The sequence below is a fragment of the Shinella sp. WSJ-2 genome (assembly GCF_003432075.1).
Lineage (GTDB): Bacteria > Pseudomonadota > Alphaproteobacteria > Rhizobiales > Rhizobiaceae > Shinella.
Map to the genome: position 1 here is coordinate 202,511 of NZ_QWBU01000002.1, position 16,134 is coordinate 218,644.

Sequence of the window (16,134 nt, forward strand, 5' to 3'; positions counted from 1 at the left end):
CGGCAACGGGAGGAGACAGACGTGCAATTCGCTACCGTCAACGACGTGATCCTGCATCACCAGCTGATCGGCGGGCCGGCCGGCAAGCCGGTCATCGTCTTTATCAATTCGCTCGGCACCGATTTCCGAATCTGGCGCGACGTGGTGGTGCGCCTTGCCGGCGATTTCCCGATCATCACCTATGACAAGCGCGGCCACGGCCTCTCCGATCTCGGCCAGGTGCCCTATTCGATCGACGACCACGTGCTCGATCTCGCCGGCCTGCTCGACCGGCTGAACGTCCGGGATGCCATCATCTGCGGCCTGTCGGTCGGCGGCATGATCGCCCAGGGGCTGGAGGCAAAACGCCCGGACCTCGTGAAGGGCCTCGTCCTCTGCGACACCGCCCACAAGATCGGCACGGCCGACATGTGGAACGCCCGCATCGAAAGCGTCGAGACCAGGGGCATCGAGAGCCTAGCCGACGGCATCATGGAACGCTGGTTCACGCCGGCCTTCCGCCGCCCGGAAAATGCCGCCTATCACGGCTACCGCACCATGCTGACGCGCCAGTCCGCCGTCGGCTATGCCGCCACCTGTGCGGCCCTGCGCGATGCCGACCTCACCGAATCCACGAAGCGCATCGCCGTGCCCACCCTCTGCGTCGTCGGCGATCAGGACGGCTCGACGCCGCCGGATGTCGTGCTGTCCATCGCCAAACTCATCCACGGCGCGCGCTACGAGGTCATCAAGGATGCCGGCCACATTCCCTGCGTCGAGCAGCCGGAAATGCTGACCGAGATGATCCGCGCCTTCATCGACACCATTCCCGCCGGAGGAAAGCTGCATGCCTGAACCGCAATCCGAGCGCTACCGGCAGGGCATGGCGACGCGCCGCGCCGTGCTGGGCGATGCCCATGTCGACCGCGCCACCGCCGCCGCCACGCCCTTCGACCAGCCTTTCCAGGAGTTGATCACCGAAAGCGCCTGGGGCACGGTCTGGTCGCGCCCCGGCTGGACGAAGCGCGAGCGCTCCATGGTGACGATCGCGCTGCTCGCAGCGCTTGGCCATGACGAGGAGGTGGCGATGCATGTGCGCGCCACCGCCAATACCGGTGCGAGCCGCGCTGATATCGCCGAGGCACTGCTGCATGTGGCCATCTATGCGGGCGTACCCGCCGCCAACCGGGCGATCCGCGTGGCCAAACAGGTCTTTGCGGAAATGGATGCGGAACAGGCGGCCTGAGGCGACGATGAGCGATCTTCCCAACCGAAAACCCGAAACCGGCGCCTTCTTCGCGCGCGACCGCCTGTGGCACCCGCCGGGCCTCACGCCCGGCTACAAGACCTCCGTGCTGCGCTCGCCGCAAAAGGCACTGTTCTCACTCGACGGCACGATCTCGGAAATCACCGGCCCGGTCTTCGGCCACTCCATTCTGGGCGAGCTCGACAACGACCTGATCCACAATTTCGCAAAACCGGGCGAAAGCGCCATCGGCGAGCGCATCATCGTGCATGGCCGCGTGCTCGACGAGCGGGCGCGCCCGATGCCGGGCGCACTGCTCGAATTCTGGCAGGCCAATGCCGGCGGGCGCTATCGCCACAAGAAGGAAAGTTACCTCGCGCCGCTCGATCCGAATTTCGGCGGCTGCGGGCGCGCTATCACCGATGCGGACGGCCACTATGCCTTCCGCACCGTCAAGCCCGGCCCCTATCCCTGGCCGAACGGCGTCAACGACTGGCGCCCGGCGCATATCCATTTCTCCGTCTTCGGCCACGGCTTTGCCCAACGGCTGATCACGCAGATGTATTTCGAGGGCGACCCGATGATCTGGAAGTGTCCCATCGTGCAGACGATCCCGGACAAGGCGGCCGTGGAGCAACTGGTCGCCGCGCTCGACTGGGGCAACACGATCCCGATGGATGCGCGCGCTTACAAGTTCGACATCGTGCTGCGCGGCCGCCGCTCGACGCTGTTCGAAAACCGCATGGAGGGCAATTGATGGTCCAGTCCCTCGGCTATCTCAAGGAAAGCGCCTCGCAGACCGCCGGCCCCTATGTCCATATCGGCCTGACGCCCAACCATGCCGGCATCGGCGGTGTCTATGACACTGATCTGGGCGCCACGATGGTCAACGACAAAACGCTCGGCCGGCGCATCACCATCACCGGCCGCGTGCTCGACGGCACCGGCACGCCGCTGAAGGACGCGCTCCTCGAAATCTGGCAGGCCGACGCCGCCGGCCTCTACAACAGCCCGTCCGAACTGCGCGGCAGCGCCGACCCCAACTTCACCGGCTGGAGCCGATGCGCCACCGATGGTGTGACCGGCGAATACCGCTTCGACACGATCAAACCCGGCCGCGTCCCCTTCCGCGACGGCCGCCCGATGGCCCCGCATATTTCCGTCTGGATCGTCGCCCGCGGCATCAATCTCGGCCTCAACACGCGAATGTATTTCGCCGATGAGGAAGCGGCCAACGCTGAGGACCCGGTGCTCGCCCGCATCGAACACCGCGTGCGCGTGACGACGCTGATCGCCGCGGGAGAGGGCGATCACTATCGCTTCGATATTCATCTGCAGGGGGAGCGGGAGACGGTGTTCTTCGATATTTAGCCGCCTCTGGCAGCCGGTTTTCGTGAGAGCCATACCTTGATCTGGGTCATCGGGGCTGCTGCAAAACAAAAAGGCCCTTCTTGCGGAGGGCCTTTCTCATTGGGGGATCGTGCAGGCTTAGACCTTGTAGGTCTGCACGGCGCCGGGCAGCTTGCTCCATTCGGCGTACCATGTGTCGAACAGCTTCAGCTGGCTTTCGACATAGCCGCGCTGGCTGTCGGTGAGCGCGTCGGTTTCGTTGAAGTGCAGCGTGTATTCCTTGTCGCCCTTCAGAACCATCATGTGCTTGAAGTAAAGAACGAGGTCCGGGCCTTCGTCGAAGGAGGAGAGCACAGCGAGCGCAGATTCCAGTTCCAACGCACGGGCGCGGGCATCCGGGTCACCCTTGGCGGCAGCCTGGGCGAGGGCGCACATGTGCAGCACTTCCTTCGGCAGAACGCAGCCGATTCCGGTGATCGCGCCGACGGCGCCGCAATCAACGAAGCCGGTGAAGACGCAAGTGTCAACGCCGATCATCAGCGAGACGTCATCGTCGCGGCTGGTGATGTTTTCGGCTGCATAGCGCATGTCAGCGGCGCCGCCGAATTCCTTGAAGCCGACGAGGTTCTTGTGGTCTTCGCGCAGCGCGAAGAACAGATCGGCGCGGGTGGCAAAGCCGTAATAGGGGCTATTGTAGATGACGGCCGGCAGATCCGGCGCGGCGGCGAGGATCGCCTTGAAATGGTTCTTCTGGGCGCCAACGACCGAGCCGCGGGACAGCACGCGCGGGATGACCATGAGACCCTGCGCGCCGACCTTCTGGGCATGCGCGGCATGCGCTACGGCCGAGGCGGTGTTGACGGCGCCGGTGCCGACGATGACCGGGATGCCGGCCTTGACGAGGCGCTCGACGCCTTCCATGCGCTGCTCGTCCGTCAGCAGCGGCCAGTCACCCATCGAGCCGCAATAGACGACGGCGGACATGCCCTTGGCGATGAGCTCCTTGCCCTTGCGCACCAGCTGGTCGAAATCCGGCGAGCGGTCGTCCTTGCAGGGCGTCATCAGGGCGGGAATGACACCGGAAAAAATCTTGGCCTTCATGTCGATCTCCTTTGGCGGTTCATCGGGCGGTCAGCCGGCACGATGCCTCAGGCCTCCCCCTCTCTGATTGTGAGGTGTAGCATCTTGCATTTTATTTGTCGACAAGAAAAATACAAAGCCTGGCGCGATGGATTCAAAGGGCGATGTCGAGCCTGTCGTTGCGGCTGAACAGCTTCTGCACCTGGGCGACGATCGCCTCGGCATGGGCCTTACCGAGCCGGTCGGCTTCCTCCAGGTCGCGCGCCTCGATCGCCGCGATAATGGCGGCATGTTCATCAACGAAGCGCTGCGGGAAGTGCTCTTCGTAGGATTGGTAATAGAGCTGCAGGATGCGGCGTCCCTCGTCGAGCAGCCGGCGGAACAGGCTGGTGAAATAGGGGTTGCGGCCGGCCTCGGCGATGGCGGCGTGGAAGGCGGCGTTGGTGGCGATCATCGTCAGGTGATCGCGCGCCTTGAGCGCCGTCGCATAGTCCTCGTGAAAGCCCCTGATAATGGCGATGTCTTCCGGCCGGTGGCTCTGCGCGGCAAGCCGCGTCGTCACGCGATACATCAGCACCAGCGCATCGAAGAAGGTGTGCAGGTTCATGAAGTCGATGTTCGATACCATGGTCGAGCGGTTCGGTAGCGTCTCGATCAGCCCTTCGCCGGCGAGCCGCACCAGCGCCTCGCGGATCGGCGTGCGCGACATCTTGAACCGCTCGGCAAGCTGCACCTCGTCGATCGGGCTGCCGGGCGCGATCTTCAGGTCGAGAATCTCGTCGCGCAGCAGGTCGTAGACCATCTTGACGCCGGAGCCGCGTTTACGCTCGGGCAGGGAATCGGTTTCGGTCATGAAAAATCCTCTTGTCGACAAAAGAAATACAATTCTCTGCCCGCGCTATCAATCGTTTTAAGAGGGCCTTTTGCCGAAAGCCGCGTCAAGTGTCCAAAAGGCGTGATTTCAGCAATTCCAGTGCTTTGCGGGCGGAAAACGAAAAGGGCGGGAAAAATCCCGCCCTGTGGTCCATCAAAAAAGCGTCGGGGCGATCAGCCGCGCTGGTCACGCAAAAAGGTCATCAGCGAACGGCCGGCGTCGAGAATATGATCGCGCGTCAGGTGTGAGGCGAGCTCGGCATCGCCCTTTTCGCAGGCGGCCAGGATCGCCTCGTGCTCGCGTCCGGCGCGCGGCACGCCGTTGGTGAAGGTCAGCTGGGCGCGCAGATAGCGGTCGATGCGGTCGAGCGAGGATTGCACATTCTGCAGATAATAGGGACGGCCGGAAGCCTCGTAGAGCGTGGTGTGGAACTGGCGGTTGATCTCGCCCCAGCGGTGTGGATCTGTCTCCCGGTCGAAGGCGTCGCAATAACCGCGCGCGTTGTCCAGCGTCGCGCGGTCGAGATTGGGCACGGCAAGGCGCATGACCTCCGCCTCGATCAGCGCGCGGAACTCAAAGATCTCGTCGATCTCCTCGATGGACAGGCCGGCGACGACCGCCCCCTTGTAGCGCTGGGTGGTGATGAGGCCGTGCTGCTCCAGCCGTGACAGCGCCTCGCGTACGGGAATACGGCTGGTGTTGAACATCTGCGCGATCTCTTCCTGGCGCAGGTTATCGCCCACGGCGATCTTGCCCTCGATGATCGCCTTGCGCAGCGCCTCATAGACGAGGTCGGCCGCCGAAGCGGCCTGCCTGACATCGACGGCAGCAAATTTCATCACGCCCAACCCCTGAAAATCGCGCCTATGGTCATAAGGGCAAACCGGAGGCGGAGCAACAAACGAAGCCTTGAGAATGAATATTGTATATTGGATCCAATTTTTCTATAAGGGGTCATCCGCGTCTAGCCGTTGGTGGCGTCACCGCGGGAAATCAGCATATCGGAGAGAGCCATGCGCAGCAGCAAGGTCATTCACATCGTTTCCTGCCACGCCGAGGGCGAGGTGGGCGACGTCATCGTCGGTGGCGTCGCGCCCCCGCCGGGCGCGACGCTCTGGGAGCAACGCAACTTCATTGCCCAGGACCAGACGCTGCGCAATTTCGTGCTGAACGAACCGCGCGGCGGCGTCTTCCGCCACATCAATCTGCTGGTGCCGCCGAAGGATCCGCGCGCCACCATGGGCTTCATCATCATGGAGCCCGAGGATACGCCGCCAATGTCCGGCTCCAACTCGATCTGTGTCTCCACCGTACTGCTCGACAGCGGCATCGTGCCGATGGTCGAGCCGGAAACCCATATGGTGCTGGAAGCGCCGGGTGGTCTCGTCAATGTCGTGGCGACCTGCCGCAACGGCAAGGCCGAGCGCATCACCGTCACCAACGTGCCCTCCTTCGCCGACAAGCTGGATGTGAAGCTGGAGGTCGAGGGCCTTGGCACACTCACCGTCGACACCGCCTATGGCGGCGACAGCTTCGTCTTCACGGACGCCCGCGCGCTCGGCTTTGCCGTGACGCCGGACGAGGCGCGGGAATTGGCCGAAACCGGCATCCGTATCACCAAGGCGGCGAACGAGCAGCTCGGTTTCAAGCATCCGGAAAACCCGGAATGGAACCATATCTCCTTCTGCCAGCTCACGCTGCCGGTGGAGGAGCGCGACGGCGCTCTGCATGGCCGCAACACCGTCGTCATCCAGCCGGCAAAACTCGACCGCTCGCCGACCGGCACCGGTTGCTCGGCCCGCATGGCCGTGCTGCATGCCAAGGGCCAGATCAAGGTCGGCCAGCCGTTCTCCGGCTATTCGATCCTCGATTCGCGCTTCGATTGCCGCATCCTGAGCGAAACCACGGTCGGCGGCCGTCCGGCCATCGTGCCGGAAATTTCCGGCCGCGCCTGGATCACCGGCACCAGCCAGGTGATGTTGGATCCCGAGGATCCGTGGCCGGCCGGCTACCGCCTGGCCGATACCTGGCCGCGCAAGCAGTAATCCTCCCTCTGCCCGGTGCGCACCAAGCACCGGGCAGAATGTCTTTGACGATCCCATCAGGACGCGATAATCATGAAGTCATCCGATGACTTTATGATTTAACTCATGCACGCCCTCAGTAAAACCAATCTCGCCGATACCGCCGTGGAGGCGATCCGCGCGGAAATCCTCGCCCGCCGCTGGGCGATCGGCGAAAAACTGCCGAACGAGGCAGCCTTGTCTTCCATGCTTTCGGTCAGCCGCGGCACGGTGCGCGAGGCGGTGCGCGTGCTGGCCTCGCAGGGCTATCTCGAAACACGGCAGGGCTCCGGCACCTATGTGCTCTCGACCGCCGATACCGCGCGCCCGCTCACCATGGCCCGCCGCGCCGGCCTGCGCGACCAGTTCGAGGCGCGGCTGGCGCTCGATGTGGAAGCTGCCCGCCTTGCAGCGCTGCGCCAGACGCCGGCCGCGGTGGCGGGGCTCCGCACGCTATTGTCCGAACGCGGCCATTCCGAAGCCAGCGACCGCGCGGCCTTCGTCGCCCGCGACCTCGCATTCCACCAGGCCGTCATCGCCGCCTCGAACAATGCGGTGCTGATCGGCATGTACGATTTCTTCTCCACGGTGATTGCCGAAACCATCGCGGCCACCCTCGACGACGACCTTCCCGAACCCGACATGGCTGCGCACGCCGCCATCGTCGATGCCATCGCAAGCGGCGATCCCGACAAGGCCGACGCCGCCGTCCGCCGCTTCATGGCGCCCGTCCTCACTGCCCTCGACAAGCTGCTTCTGTCATGACCCTCCCCAACGATCCCGGCGCCATCGACCTGATCGACGCCGAAGCCGACAGTGTGCCGGCGCCCAAACCGCACCGGCCGAAAAGCACGGCGGCGCGCATCCTGCTCGGTGCCAGCCTCGTGCTCATCGCCTTCAATCTGCGCCCGGTCTTTTCCAGCGCCTCGGCGCTGCTGCCGGAAATCCGCGATGTGCTCGGCCTCTCGCCCACCGGCGCAAGCCTGCTGACGACCCTGCCCGTCGTCTGCCTCGGCCTGTTCTCGCCGCTTGCGCCAAAACTTGCCCAGCGCATCGGCACGGAGCGCACGCTTCTGGCGGTCATCCTGCTGGTGGCGCTCGGCACGGCCCTGCGCGGCCTGTCCTCTATTCCCCTGCTGTTCTTCGGCACGGCGCTGGCGGGCGGTGCGATTGCCGTCGGGAATGTGCTGCTGCCCGGCCTTGTCAAACGCGATTTCGCCGACCGCGCGGCGCTGATGACCGGCTGCTACACCATGGCGCTTTGCGCCGGCGCGGCAAGCGCCGCTGGTCTGACGCTGCCCATCGAGCATGCGCTCGGCGGCTCGCTGGATGGCGCCCTGGCAGCCTGGTCGCTCCCGGCTTTGCTGGTCGCGCTGCTCTGGCTGCCGCAGGTGCTGGCCACCCGCACGCAGGCTAAGCGCGCCGGTTTTCGTGTGGAAGGACTTTGGCGTGATCGGCTGGCCTGGCAGGTCACGCTGTTCATGGGCCTGCAATCGGCGCTCGCCTATTGCGTCTTCGGCTGGCTGGTGCCGATCCTGCGCGAACGCGGGCTCGACGGCGTCACGGCCGGCGCGATCGTTTCCATGTCCGTCATGGTGCAGGCCGCGTCCTGTCTCGTCGCGCCGCATATCGCCGTGCGTGGAAAAGACCAGCGGCTGATCAATGTCACGCTCTGCGGCTTTGCCGTGGTGGCACTGCTCGGCCTGCTGTTTGCGCCGCTCTGGTCGGTCTGGATCTGGGCGGTTCTGCAAGGCATCGGGCAGGGTGGGCTGATCGCCGTCGCCATGACCGTCATCGTGCTGCGCACGCGCGATCCGCATGTCGCCGCGCACCTTTCCGGCATGGCGCAATGTGTCGGTTATCTCCTGGCGGCCATCGGCCCGCTGGTCGTCGGCCTCATCCGGGGCTGGACGGGCAGCTTTGCCTGGAGCGCCGTGCTCTTCGTGCTGCTTGGCCTCGGGGCGGGCATCAATGGCTGGTTTGCCGGCCGTGCGCTCTATGTCAATGCGCGCACGGTGGAAGTCTAAGGCGTGACGATGCCGGCCTCGGTGACGACGATATCCATCGGAATGTCGTGCAGCTGCGGATAGATGGTCGCGATGCGCGATCCGCTATAGCCGATGCCGATGACGCGCGGCTTTTCCGTCATCGCTGCCAATGTGCGGTCGAAGAAACCGCCGCCATAGCCGAGCCGATAGCAGGCCGCATCGAAGCCGACGACCGGGGCGATGACGATATCCGGCCGGCAGGGTTTCGGCTCTGCGGGAATGGGAATATTCCAGATGCCACGCGAAAGCGCCTCGCCCGTCTGCCACAGATGGAATTCCAGCGGCCTTCCCTTTTCCACGACGACAGGCAGGGCTGTCAGCCCGCCGCGCGCCGTTACCTCTTGCAGGAAAGGCCGGAAATCCGGCTCGCCGCGAAACGGCCAGTAGCCGCTGACGATGCGGCCCGTGACATCGCCGATTTCATCAAGCACAAGGGCCGCGATCGCCTCGCCATGGGCACGACGCGCCGCGGCCGGCAGGGCGAGGCGTTCGGCAATCAGCCGCTCCCGCTCGGCCTTGCGCCAGCGGTTCACCTCCGTCCAGATCTGCCCGTCGAGCGGCCCCGTCAGGCCGGCATAGGCCGGGTCGATCTCGTGCAGGAAACAGGCCGGCGAGGCGAAGGTGGCGGGAGTGTCGTCGTCTGCCATCGGATCCTCCTCCTTGCAGATACCCGGCCCGGCAATGCGGTCTCCGGCGCGCCGCATTGCCGGGCACACGGGCAAGCAGGATGGAGCTTCGCGAGTACGCTGACAAATAAATTCTCGTGGCGGGGTGGCCTAGCTGTCTTTCAGCAACTCAGCCAGAATGGCAGCATGGTTGAACGCCGTGTTGCGAGAACCGTAGAGCAGGGTCACGGTGCCGGTCGCCGCACGCTTTCTGAGGTCGTCGAGGTCGGGACTTTCCTTGAGTTCGTCGCGATATCGCGTCTGGAATTCCATCCAGCGCTCCGGCTTGTGGGCGAACCATTTGCGCAGTTCCGTCGATGGCGCGACGGACTTCAGCCATGTGTCGAAAGAGGCCTTCTCCTTCGAAATTCCACGCGGCCAGAGCCTGTCGACAAGGATACGCGTGCCGTCGTCGGCCGTTGCCGCCTCATAGACACGCTTGATTCGGACAGGCATCGCTTCAGCCTCCCTCTGCTCCGCATTCCGCATTTGAGACCAGAAAGCAGCCTATCCTTCAAGCCATGGGCAAGCCAACATGCTCTGCTTGACTTTGCCGCCGCGCTCGTCCCATCATAGGGCATGACGACGATGCCCTCCCTCGCCCGGTTTCTGAAACGGCTGTTTCCTCTCGCAGGACACTAGCCCCTCGGCTTGGTCGCGTCGCGCCCCGGCCGTGGGGGCATAGCGGTTTCGTCCAGCACGTCACCGCGCCAGAAAAGCGCGACACCCATTTTCCAGAGTCCGAATTTTCCGCGTGCCCCTTAGGGCCGCGTGACCCCGTGCGCGAGGTTTCCATGACTGCCAAGACCAAGAGCGGCCGCCGGCCTGCCATCACCATTGCCCGTTCCGAACACGAGCGCCTGTCGAACCTGGCCGACCGGCTGGCCGAGCGCGATCCGCACGCCGCCGAACAGCTCGCCGCCGAACTCGACCGCGCGAAGATCGTCGATGATGCGCGCATGGCTCCCGGCATCCTGCGCATGGGCTCGTTTGCCGAATTCCGCATCGACGACGAGGCGCCGCAGAGCGCCGAACTTGTCTTCCCCGGCGACGCCGATATTTCCCGCCAGCGCATCTCGGTGCTGACGCCGGTCGGCGCTGCTTTGCTCGGTCTTTCCGCTGGCCAGTCTATCGACTGGGCGGGGCGTGACGGGCGGGTGCGACGGCTCAGCGTGATCGCCGTGCATGCGGCCCCCCAAGCCGCCCAGACCTCCTGAAGGCCGCGCGTGCCATGAAGTTCCTGTCCTTTTCCCTTGCCGGGCGCATCGGAGGCTGCCTCGTCGCAGGATCGTGACCCCCTGCGCCGCAGGCGCGGGCAGGGGGCTTCTCCACCACGGTTTCAAATGGAGAATGACGATGGGACAGAATCCCGCCTTGTTGACGCTGCGCGACGGCTACGTGCTGGAAAAGATGGCGGCCGACGCACCGCCGCTGACGGAGGAATGGCGCACCCTCCTGCGCCGCAAGCTCTTAGGCCATCGGCTGGCGCTGGAAGGCGGCATCCCCGCCGATCTCGCGATGATCGACGCCCGCGTGACCTTCCGCTGCGCCAGTGGCCTGACGGATGTTAGGACGCTCTGCCTGCCCGGCACCTATGTACCCGGCGGCGCCTTCCTGCCGGTCACGACCTTCTATGGCCTTGCTCTGCTCGGCCTGCGCGAGGGGCAGTCCATGGCCTTCGAGCGGCCGGAGGGACGGCGCGACTGGGTCGCGCTGGAAAAGGTGCTCTACCAGCCGGCATCCGCCCAGCCTGTCCCGGAGGCGCGTCCGCGTATCCGCCTTGTCGCCGGCGGCCGCTTTGGTCAGGCTTTCCATGCCGCCAATGAAAACGGCCCCGGAGAGGGTCCGGGGCCGGGTGCTGCCTAGGATAGGAAGGTGTGTCAGATGACACCCTGTGCGCGCATGGATTCGGCCACGCGGATGAAGCCGGCAATATTGGCGCCGAGCACGTAGTTGCCCTTGGCGCCATATTCCTCGGCCGTCTCGGCGCAGCGGTCGTGGATGCCCTGCATGATCTGGCCGAGGCGGGCGCGGGCGGTCTCGAAGCTCCAGCTGTCGCGGCTGGCATTCTGCTGCATTTCCAGCGCGGAGGTGGCGACACCGCCGGCATTGGCCGCCTTGCCGGGGCCGAACAGCACGCCGCCCTCCTGGAAGGCACGCACGGCCTCCGGCGTCGAGGGCATGTTGGCGCCCTCGGCGACGGCGATGACGCCGTTCTTGATCAGCGTCTTGGCGTCCTTGCCAGTCAGCTCGTTCTGCGTGGCGCAGGGTAGCGCCACGTCGCAGGGCACGTCCCAGATCGAGCCCTTGCCGGAGGGGATGAAGTGCGCGCCCTTCCTCGTCTGGACATATTGCGACAGGCGCTCGCGGCGCACTTCCTTGATCTCCTTGACGAGAGCGAGGTCGACGCCCTCTTCGTCGACGACATAGCCTGAACTATCCGAGCAGGCGATGACCTTGGCGCCGTAGGCAATGGCCTGTTCCATGGCGTAGATCGCGACATTGCCGGAGCCGGACACGGTGACCTTCGTGCCTTCGAAGCCGGTGCCGCGGCTTTCCAGCATGGCGCGGGTGAAGTAGACCGCGCCGTAGCCGGTCGCCTCCTTGCGCACCAGCGAGCCGCCATAGCTCAGGCCCTTGCCGGTGAAGACGCCGGCCTCGAAGCGGTTGGTCAGCCGCTTGTACTGGCCGAACATCCAGCCGATCTCACGGCCGCTGACGCCGATATCGCCGGCCGGCACGTCGGTATATTCGCCGAGATGGCGGTAGAGTTCCGTCATGAAGGACTGGCAGAAGCGCATGATCTCGCCTTCCGAGCGGCCCTTCGGGTCGAAGTCCGAGCCGCCCTTGCCGCCGCCGATCGGCAGGCCGGTCAGCGCGTTCTTGAAGATCTGCTCGAAGCCGAGGAATTTGATGATGCCGAGATTGACCGAGGGGTGGAAGCGCAGACCGCCCTTATAGGGCCCGAGCGCCGAATTGAATTGCACGCGAAAACCGCGGTTGATGTGCACCTGGCCCCTGTCGTCGACCCAGGGCACGCGGAAGATGATCTGGCGTTCCGGCTCGCAGATGCGCTCGATCAGCGCGTCCTTCAGGTAGTCGGGATGTTTGGAGACGACGAGGCCGAGGCTTTCAAGTACTTCTCGGGCTGCCTGGTGGAACTCCGGCTCGGCGGGGTTGCGTTGCAGCACCTGGGCCAGGATCGGTTCAAGCTTCTCGTCGACAGTCGCCATGACGGCACTCCTTTTGTCTTTTCTTAAAAAATCACTGGAAGGGGGCTGCCGGCTTCACACCGGTCAGCCCGCGATGACACTGTTTCTGCATGGGGTCAGATTCCTTGTCCGTGCCCGCTCATCAGGCCCGTCGGGCCTGTCCGGGAGAGGCTTTTGGCGAGCGTCGCTAGAAGATCGGTCTGCGAAATGATGCCGACGACGCGGTTGTTGTCGTCTGTGACGACGACGGCATGGATTGTGCCATCGGTGAGATGCGGCAGGAGGCCGATGGCGGGGTCGCCTGAACTGGCGGTCCTAGCCTGCGAGATCGGAAGGGGCGAGGCGGGCGCCATGGCGGCGAGTTCCCGCAGGCCCACGGTGCCGAGAAGACGGCCTTCCCGGTCGAGCACCGGCAGGGTGCGGATATCGTGATCGAGCAGCCGGCTGCGCGCCTCTTCGGCGCTTACCTCCGCCGTTACCGTCACCACATCGCGCGACATGATGTCGGCGCAGACGAGGTCGCCGCGCTGGCGCTTCAGCGCCTGCAACTCAACCTGCCGCAGCAGCACGTCGAGGTCGGCGCGGCTGATGTCGAGCGTCTCGTTGAAGCTCGCGACGGCCGCGTCGATATCCTCGGTGTTGAAGCCGACGCGGAAGGCGGCAGGCGGATCGGCGGTCTTGTGCGTGTTGACGGGGGCGACCGCCTGCTTGTGCGGATATTGCCGGCCGGAGAAGCGGTGGAAGGCGATGCCGAGCAGGACGAGGAGAGCCGAATTGATGCCGACCGGCACGATCGGAAACCAGAAACCGGCGCGCGCGACCGCTGCCCCGCCGATGACCGCCGTCAGCGCCGCCGCCCCGCCCGGCGGATGCAGCGAGCGGGTGAGCGACATGGCGAGAATGGCAAGCGCAACGGCAAGGCCGATGGCGATAGCGGGATCGCGCACCAGCGTTGCGACGGTGACGCCGACAAAGGCGGAGACCATGTTGCCCCCGACGATCGACCAGGGCTGCGCAAGCGGGCTGGCCGGCACGGCGAAGAGCAGCACGGCGGAGGCGCCGACCGGCGCCACGATCAGCGGCAGATGTGGGTCGTGCCCCATGAAGACGCTTGTAACGAAGCCGGTGAGGCAGATGCCGACCAGCGCGCCGAGGCAGCCGATCAGACGTTCCTTCAACGTTGCGCCGGCAAGGATGGGGGAGAAGAGCCGGAATTTGGCCAGGATGCCCGATTTATGGGCATCGTGTTGAGGTGGGGCCACGATGATCCTGATCTTTGCAAGGCAGGTGACTATTTTTAAGGCTTATCCGCCCTTCGCGCCGCTAACGCAAGCATTTGCGGGGAAGATTCTGTTTTGCCGGAGGAGAAGGAAAGCAGTACCGTTTCGGGCAACAAAAAAGCCCGGCTGGGCCGGGCTTTTTTGACAACGCTTCCGGTAGGGAAGCGGGGAATTTGGTGCCCAGAAGAGGACTCGAACCTCCACACCCTTTCGAGTACCAGCACCTGAAGCTGGCGCGTCTACCAATTCCGCCATCTGGGCGACGGAGAGCGATGTAGAAGGACCGCCCGCCGGTGTCAACAGGCTTTTTGAAGTTTTTGCAACGGCTTGGCAAAAAGCTTGTTTATCGGCTTTGGGCCCAGTCGCGGATGCGCTGGAGTCCGGCGGCGAGAAGCCTGACGGCGGCGGCTTCTTCGGCAGCCTCCACATAGCAGCGCATTTCCGGCGCATTGCCGGAGGGGCGCAAGTGGATGACGCTCCTGTCTTCCAGCGTGATGCGCAGCCCGTCGATGTCGCTGACCTTTTGCGGCACGCCGATGGGCGCGAGGAAGGCGGCGAGCGGCCCGGCCCCCGAGCGCAGCTCCGCCATCAGGGCGGTGCTCGTCTCGACGGGAAAGTTTTCCAGCCGGTCGCTGGCGGCCGCAGGCAGGGCAAATCCGGCCACGATCATGGAGAGCGGCTTTTCCTCGACCGCTGCAAGCGCCAGCACCGCCAGGATCGGCATCAGACTGTCGCGGGTCGGCAAAGGCGCCAGGTCATGACCGTTCACGTGGAAAGGCGTCGCCGTCAGGGTGCCGCCATTGGCCTCGAAACCGGCAACGGCCGGTTCGCCGGCTGCGACGGCCTCGTTCATAGCCGCGATCACGAAGGGCGAGCCGACGCGGGTGCGCAGCACGCGACTGTCTATAGCCGCCTCGATGCCGGAATTGGAGGTGACGGGTGTCGCGATCACGGTCGCGCCGAGGAAGCGGCTGGCGATGAGTCCGATCAGGTCGCCCCGTACCGGCGTTCCGGTCTCGTCGGCCACAAGCGGCCGGTCGCCGTCGCCATCGGCGGAAATGATCGCGTGCAGACCGTGCTGAACCGCCCAGCCTTGCAGAAGAGCCACAGTCTCGGGCGAGACGGCTTCCGTATCGACGGGAATGAAGGTCTCCGAGCGGCCAAGCGCCACGACATCGGCACCGTAATGCGTAAGTACCTCGACGAAGAGGTCACGTGCCACGGTGGAATGCTGGTAGACGCCGACGCGCAGGCCGGAAAGGCTTGCCTCCGGCAGCAGGGCGCGGTTGCGCGCGCCATAAAGCGCCATGGCCTCGGCGTGCAGGTCCTGCGCCGTTTCCTGCCCGGTATCGAAGACGGTGCCTTCGGCGCTGATCGCCTCGGCGGCGGCGGTGATCGCGGCCTCGTCCGTCTTGTCGATCTCACCGTCCGGCCGATAGAACTTGATGCCGTTGCGGTCGGCGGGGATGTGCGAGCCGGTCACCATCAGGCAGGCGACTTTGCGGGAAAGCCCGAGCAGCGCCAGCGCCGGCGTCGGCAGCGTGCCGCAGTCGCGTGGCTGAAGACCGGCCTTGCGCAGCGCGGCGATGGCGATGGCCGAAATAGCTGGGCTCGAGCCGCGGAAGTCGCGGCCGATCAGGATATCGTCACCGGGCTTGGCCATGCCGGAGGCGAGAAGATGGCGGGCGAAGGCGGTGGCGTAGAGCGCGGTTGCCGGCCCTTCGAGATCGACCGAGAGACCCCGAAGGCCGCTGGTTCCGAATTTCAGGCTCATGCAACACCTCTGCCTCTTGCGGATCGTTCGCGCCGCGATAAATCCTCTCTACAGGACGGGCGCGCGACCATGAATAAAACAAAATGCGTGAACGTAATGCAAAGCAGGGACGTGACAGGGAGAAATCCCGCCAAAGCTAGAGAGGATCACATGTCGAAGATCAAAAATCTCGTCTTCGGTTGCGTTATGGGCATCGCCTCCGCAATCGCGCCCATGGGAGCGGCCCAGGCCGTGCCGCTTGCCGTACCGCTGCAGGCCAAGAGCGACGTGCAGAAGGCGCAGGTGGAATTCTGCGTCGGTTATGGCTGTGAGCGCCCGCGCTACTACCGCCGCCATCATCATCGCCCGTATTACGGCTGGGAAGAACGCCGTTATTATCGCCCGCACTATCGTCCGCGCTATGAACGGCCGCGCTATTATGGCGGCGGGCGCAACGCCCATGTGCGCTGGTGCATGAACCGCTACCGCACTTACGATCCCTATACCAACCGCTACCATGCCGGCGGCGGCGTCTATCGTATGTGCTATTCGCCCTATCGCTGATCGCGACCGGGCTGGAACAG

At 64.9% G+C, this 16,134-nt stretch carries 18 protein-coding genes and 1 tRNA gene; 10 read left to right on the forward strand and 9 right to left on the reverse strand.

Features of this window, described 5'->3' with window-relative positions:
• Positions 1-21: 21 nt before the first annotated feature.
• Genes pcaD through pcaG form a run of 4 tightly spaced genes read left to right on the forward strand, consistent with a single transcriptional unit; the run spans position 22 to position 2,596 of the window.
• Positions 22-834, forward strand: a complete 813-nt coding sequence (gene pcaD, locus D0Y60_RS05075; RefSeq protein WP_117367461.1) for a 3-oxoadipate enol-lactonase — start codon at positions 22-24, stop codon at positions 832-834.
• Positions 827-1,225 (forward strand): 4-carboxymuconolactone decarboxylase, encoded by a 399-nt coding sequence (gene pcaC, locus D0Y60_RS05080; RefSeq protein ID WP_117367463.1) that lies wholly within the window; start codon positions 827-829, stop codon positions 1,223-1,225. Before pcaD ends, pcaC begins: the two co-directional genes overlap by 8 nt.
• 7 nt (positions 1,226-1,232) lie before the next feature.
• Positions 1,233-1,982: a protocatechuate 3,4-dioxygenase subunit beta gene (pcaH, locus tag D0Y60_RS05085; protein ID WP_117367465.1), complete on the forward strand. Its 750-nt coding sequence runs from the start codon at positions 1,233-1,235 to the stop codon at positions 1,980-1,982.
• On the forward strand, positions 1,982-2,596 hold the full coding sequence (gene pcaG, locus D0Y60_RS05090) for a protocatechuate 3,4-dioxygenase subunit alpha (protein ID WP_117367467.1): 615 nt from the start codon (positions 1,982-1,984) through the stop codon (positions 2,594-2,596). The genes pcaH and pcaG overlap by 1 nt, the downstream gene beginning before the upstream one ends.
• A 117-nt stretch (positions 2,597-2,713) precedes the next feature.
• On the opposite strand, the gene D0Y60_RS05095 is transcribed toward pcaG, so the two are convergent.
• From D0Y60_RS05095 to D0Y60_RS05105, 3 genes are all read right to left on the reverse strand, one after another.
• A complete protein-coding gene (locus tag D0Y60_RS05095) occupies positions 2,714-3,676 on the reverse strand; it encodes a dihydrodipicolinate synthase family protein (RefSeq protein WP_117367469.1) in 963 nt (320 codons plus the stop codon).
• A gap of 133 nt (positions 3,677-3,809) precedes the next feature.
• Positions 3,810-4,508, reverse strand: a complete 699-nt coding sequence (locus tag D0Y60_RS05100) for a GntR family transcriptional regulator (protein ID WP_117367471.1) — start codon at positions 4,506-4,508, stop codon at positions 3,810-3,812.
• A 194-nt stretch (positions 4,509-4,702) separates the two neighbouring features.
• Entirely contained in the window at positions 4,703-5,368 is a 666-nt protein-coding gene (locus D0Y60_RS05105; protein ID WP_117367473.1) for a GntR family transcriptional regulator, read from the reverse strand.
• A 174-nt stretch (positions 5,369-5,542) separates the two neighbouring features.
• Here D0Y60_RS05105 and D0Y60_RS05110 point away from each other — a divergent pair, with 174 nt between their 5' ends.
• From D0Y60_RS05110 to D0Y60_RS05120, 3 genes are all read left to right on the forward strand, one after another.
• Positions 5,543-6,574, forward strand: a complete 1,032-nt coding sequence (locus tag D0Y60_RS05110) for a proline racemase family protein (protein WP_117367475.1) — start codon at positions 5,543-5,545, stop codon at positions 6,572-6,574.
• Positions 6,575-6,679: 105 nt separating this feature from the next.
• Positions 6,680-7,357 carry a FadR/GntR family transcriptional regulator gene (locus D0Y60_RS05115; protein WP_117367477.1) on the forward strand — a complete coding sequence of 226 codons (678 nt, stop codon included), beginning with the start codon at positions 6,680-6,682 and terminating at the stop codon, positions 7,355-7,357.
• Positions 7,354-8,619 carry an MFS transporter gene (locus D0Y60_RS05120; protein ID WP_117367479.1) on the forward strand — a complete coding sequence of 422 codons (1,266 nt, stop codon included), beginning with the start codon at positions 7,354-7,356 and terminating at the stop codon, positions 8,617-8,619. The genes D0Y60_RS05115 and D0Y60_RS05120 overlap by 4 nt, the downstream gene beginning before the upstream one ends.
• Here the strand turns inward: D0Y60_RS05120 and D0Y60_RS05125 are convergent.
• Both D0Y60_RS05125 and D0Y60_RS05130 read right to left on the reverse strand, forming a co-directional pair.
• Complete coding sequence (locus tag D0Y60_RS05125) at positions 8,616-9,287, reverse strand: 5-formyltetrahydrofolate cyclo-ligase (RefSeq protein WP_117368380.1); 672 nt, start codon at positions 9,285-9,287, stop codon at positions 8,616-8,618. The genes D0Y60_RS05120 and D0Y60_RS05125 overlap by 4 nt on opposite strands.
• A gap of 129 nt (positions 9,288-9,416) precedes the next feature.
• Positions 9,417-9,761, reverse strand: coding sequence for a DUF488 domain-containing protein (locus tag D0Y60_RS05130; RefSeq protein ID WP_117367481.1), 345 nt, complete (start codon positions 9,759-9,761; stop codon positions 9,417-9,419).
• Positions 9,762-10,099: 338 nt separating this feature from the next.
• On the opposite strand from D0Y60_RS05130, the gene rnk reads away from it, so the two are divergent.
• Both rnk and D0Y60_RS05140 read left to right on the forward strand, forming a co-directional pair.
• The gene (gene rnk, locus D0Y60_RS05135; protein WP_117367483.1) at positions 10,100-10,522 is read left to right on the forward strand and encodes a nucleoside diphosphate kinase regulator; all 423 of its coding nucleotides are present in this window, start codon (positions 10,100-10,102) and stop codon (positions 10,520-10,522) included.
• A gap of 139 nt (positions 10,523-10,661) precedes the next feature.
• The gene (locus tag D0Y60_RS05140) at positions 10,662-11,171 is read left to right on the forward strand and encodes a hypothetical protein (protein ID WP_117367485.1); all 510 of its coding nucleotides are present in this window, start codon (positions 10,662-10,664) and stop codon (positions 11,169-11,171) included.
• 14 nt (positions 11,172-11,185) lie between these two features.
• On the opposite strand, the gene gdhA is transcribed toward D0Y60_RS05140, so the two are convergent.
• From gdhA to D0Y60_RS05160, 4 genes are all read right to left on the reverse strand, one after another.
• Positions 11,186-12,538: an NADP-specific glutamate dehydrogenase gene (gene gdhA, locus D0Y60_RS05145; protein ID WP_117367487.1), complete on the reverse strand. Its 1,353-nt coding sequence runs from the start codon at positions 12,536-12,538 to the stop codon at positions 11,186-11,188.
• A 95-nt stretch (positions 12,539-12,633) separates the two neighbouring features.
• A complete protein-coding gene (locus D0Y60_RS05150) occupies positions 12,634-13,785 on the reverse strand; it encodes an HPP family protein (RefSeq protein WP_117367488.1) in 1,152 nt (383 codons plus the stop codon).
• 186 nt (positions 13,786-13,971) lie between these two features.
• Positions 13,972-14,058: transfer RNA gene (locus tag D0Y60_RS05155), tRNA-Leu, on the reverse strand.
• Positions 14,059-14,140: 82 nt separating this feature from the next.
• Positions 14,141-15,571 carry a phosphomannomutase gene (locus D0Y60_RS05160; RefSeq protein WP_117367490.1) on the reverse strand — a complete coding sequence of 477 codons (1,431 nt, stop codon included), beginning with the start codon at positions 15,569-15,571 and terminating at the stop codon, positions 14,141-14,143.
• 150 nt (positions 15,572-15,721) lie between these two features.
• Between D0Y60_RS05160 and D0Y60_RS05165 the strand changes: the two genes are divergently transcribed.
• Positions 15,722-16,114, forward strand: a complete 393-nt coding sequence (locus D0Y60_RS05165) for a BA14K family protein (RefSeq protein WP_117367492.1) — start codon at positions 15,722-15,724, stop codon at positions 16,112-16,114.
• The last annotated feature ends 20 nt before the right edge of the window (positions 16,115-16,134 follow it).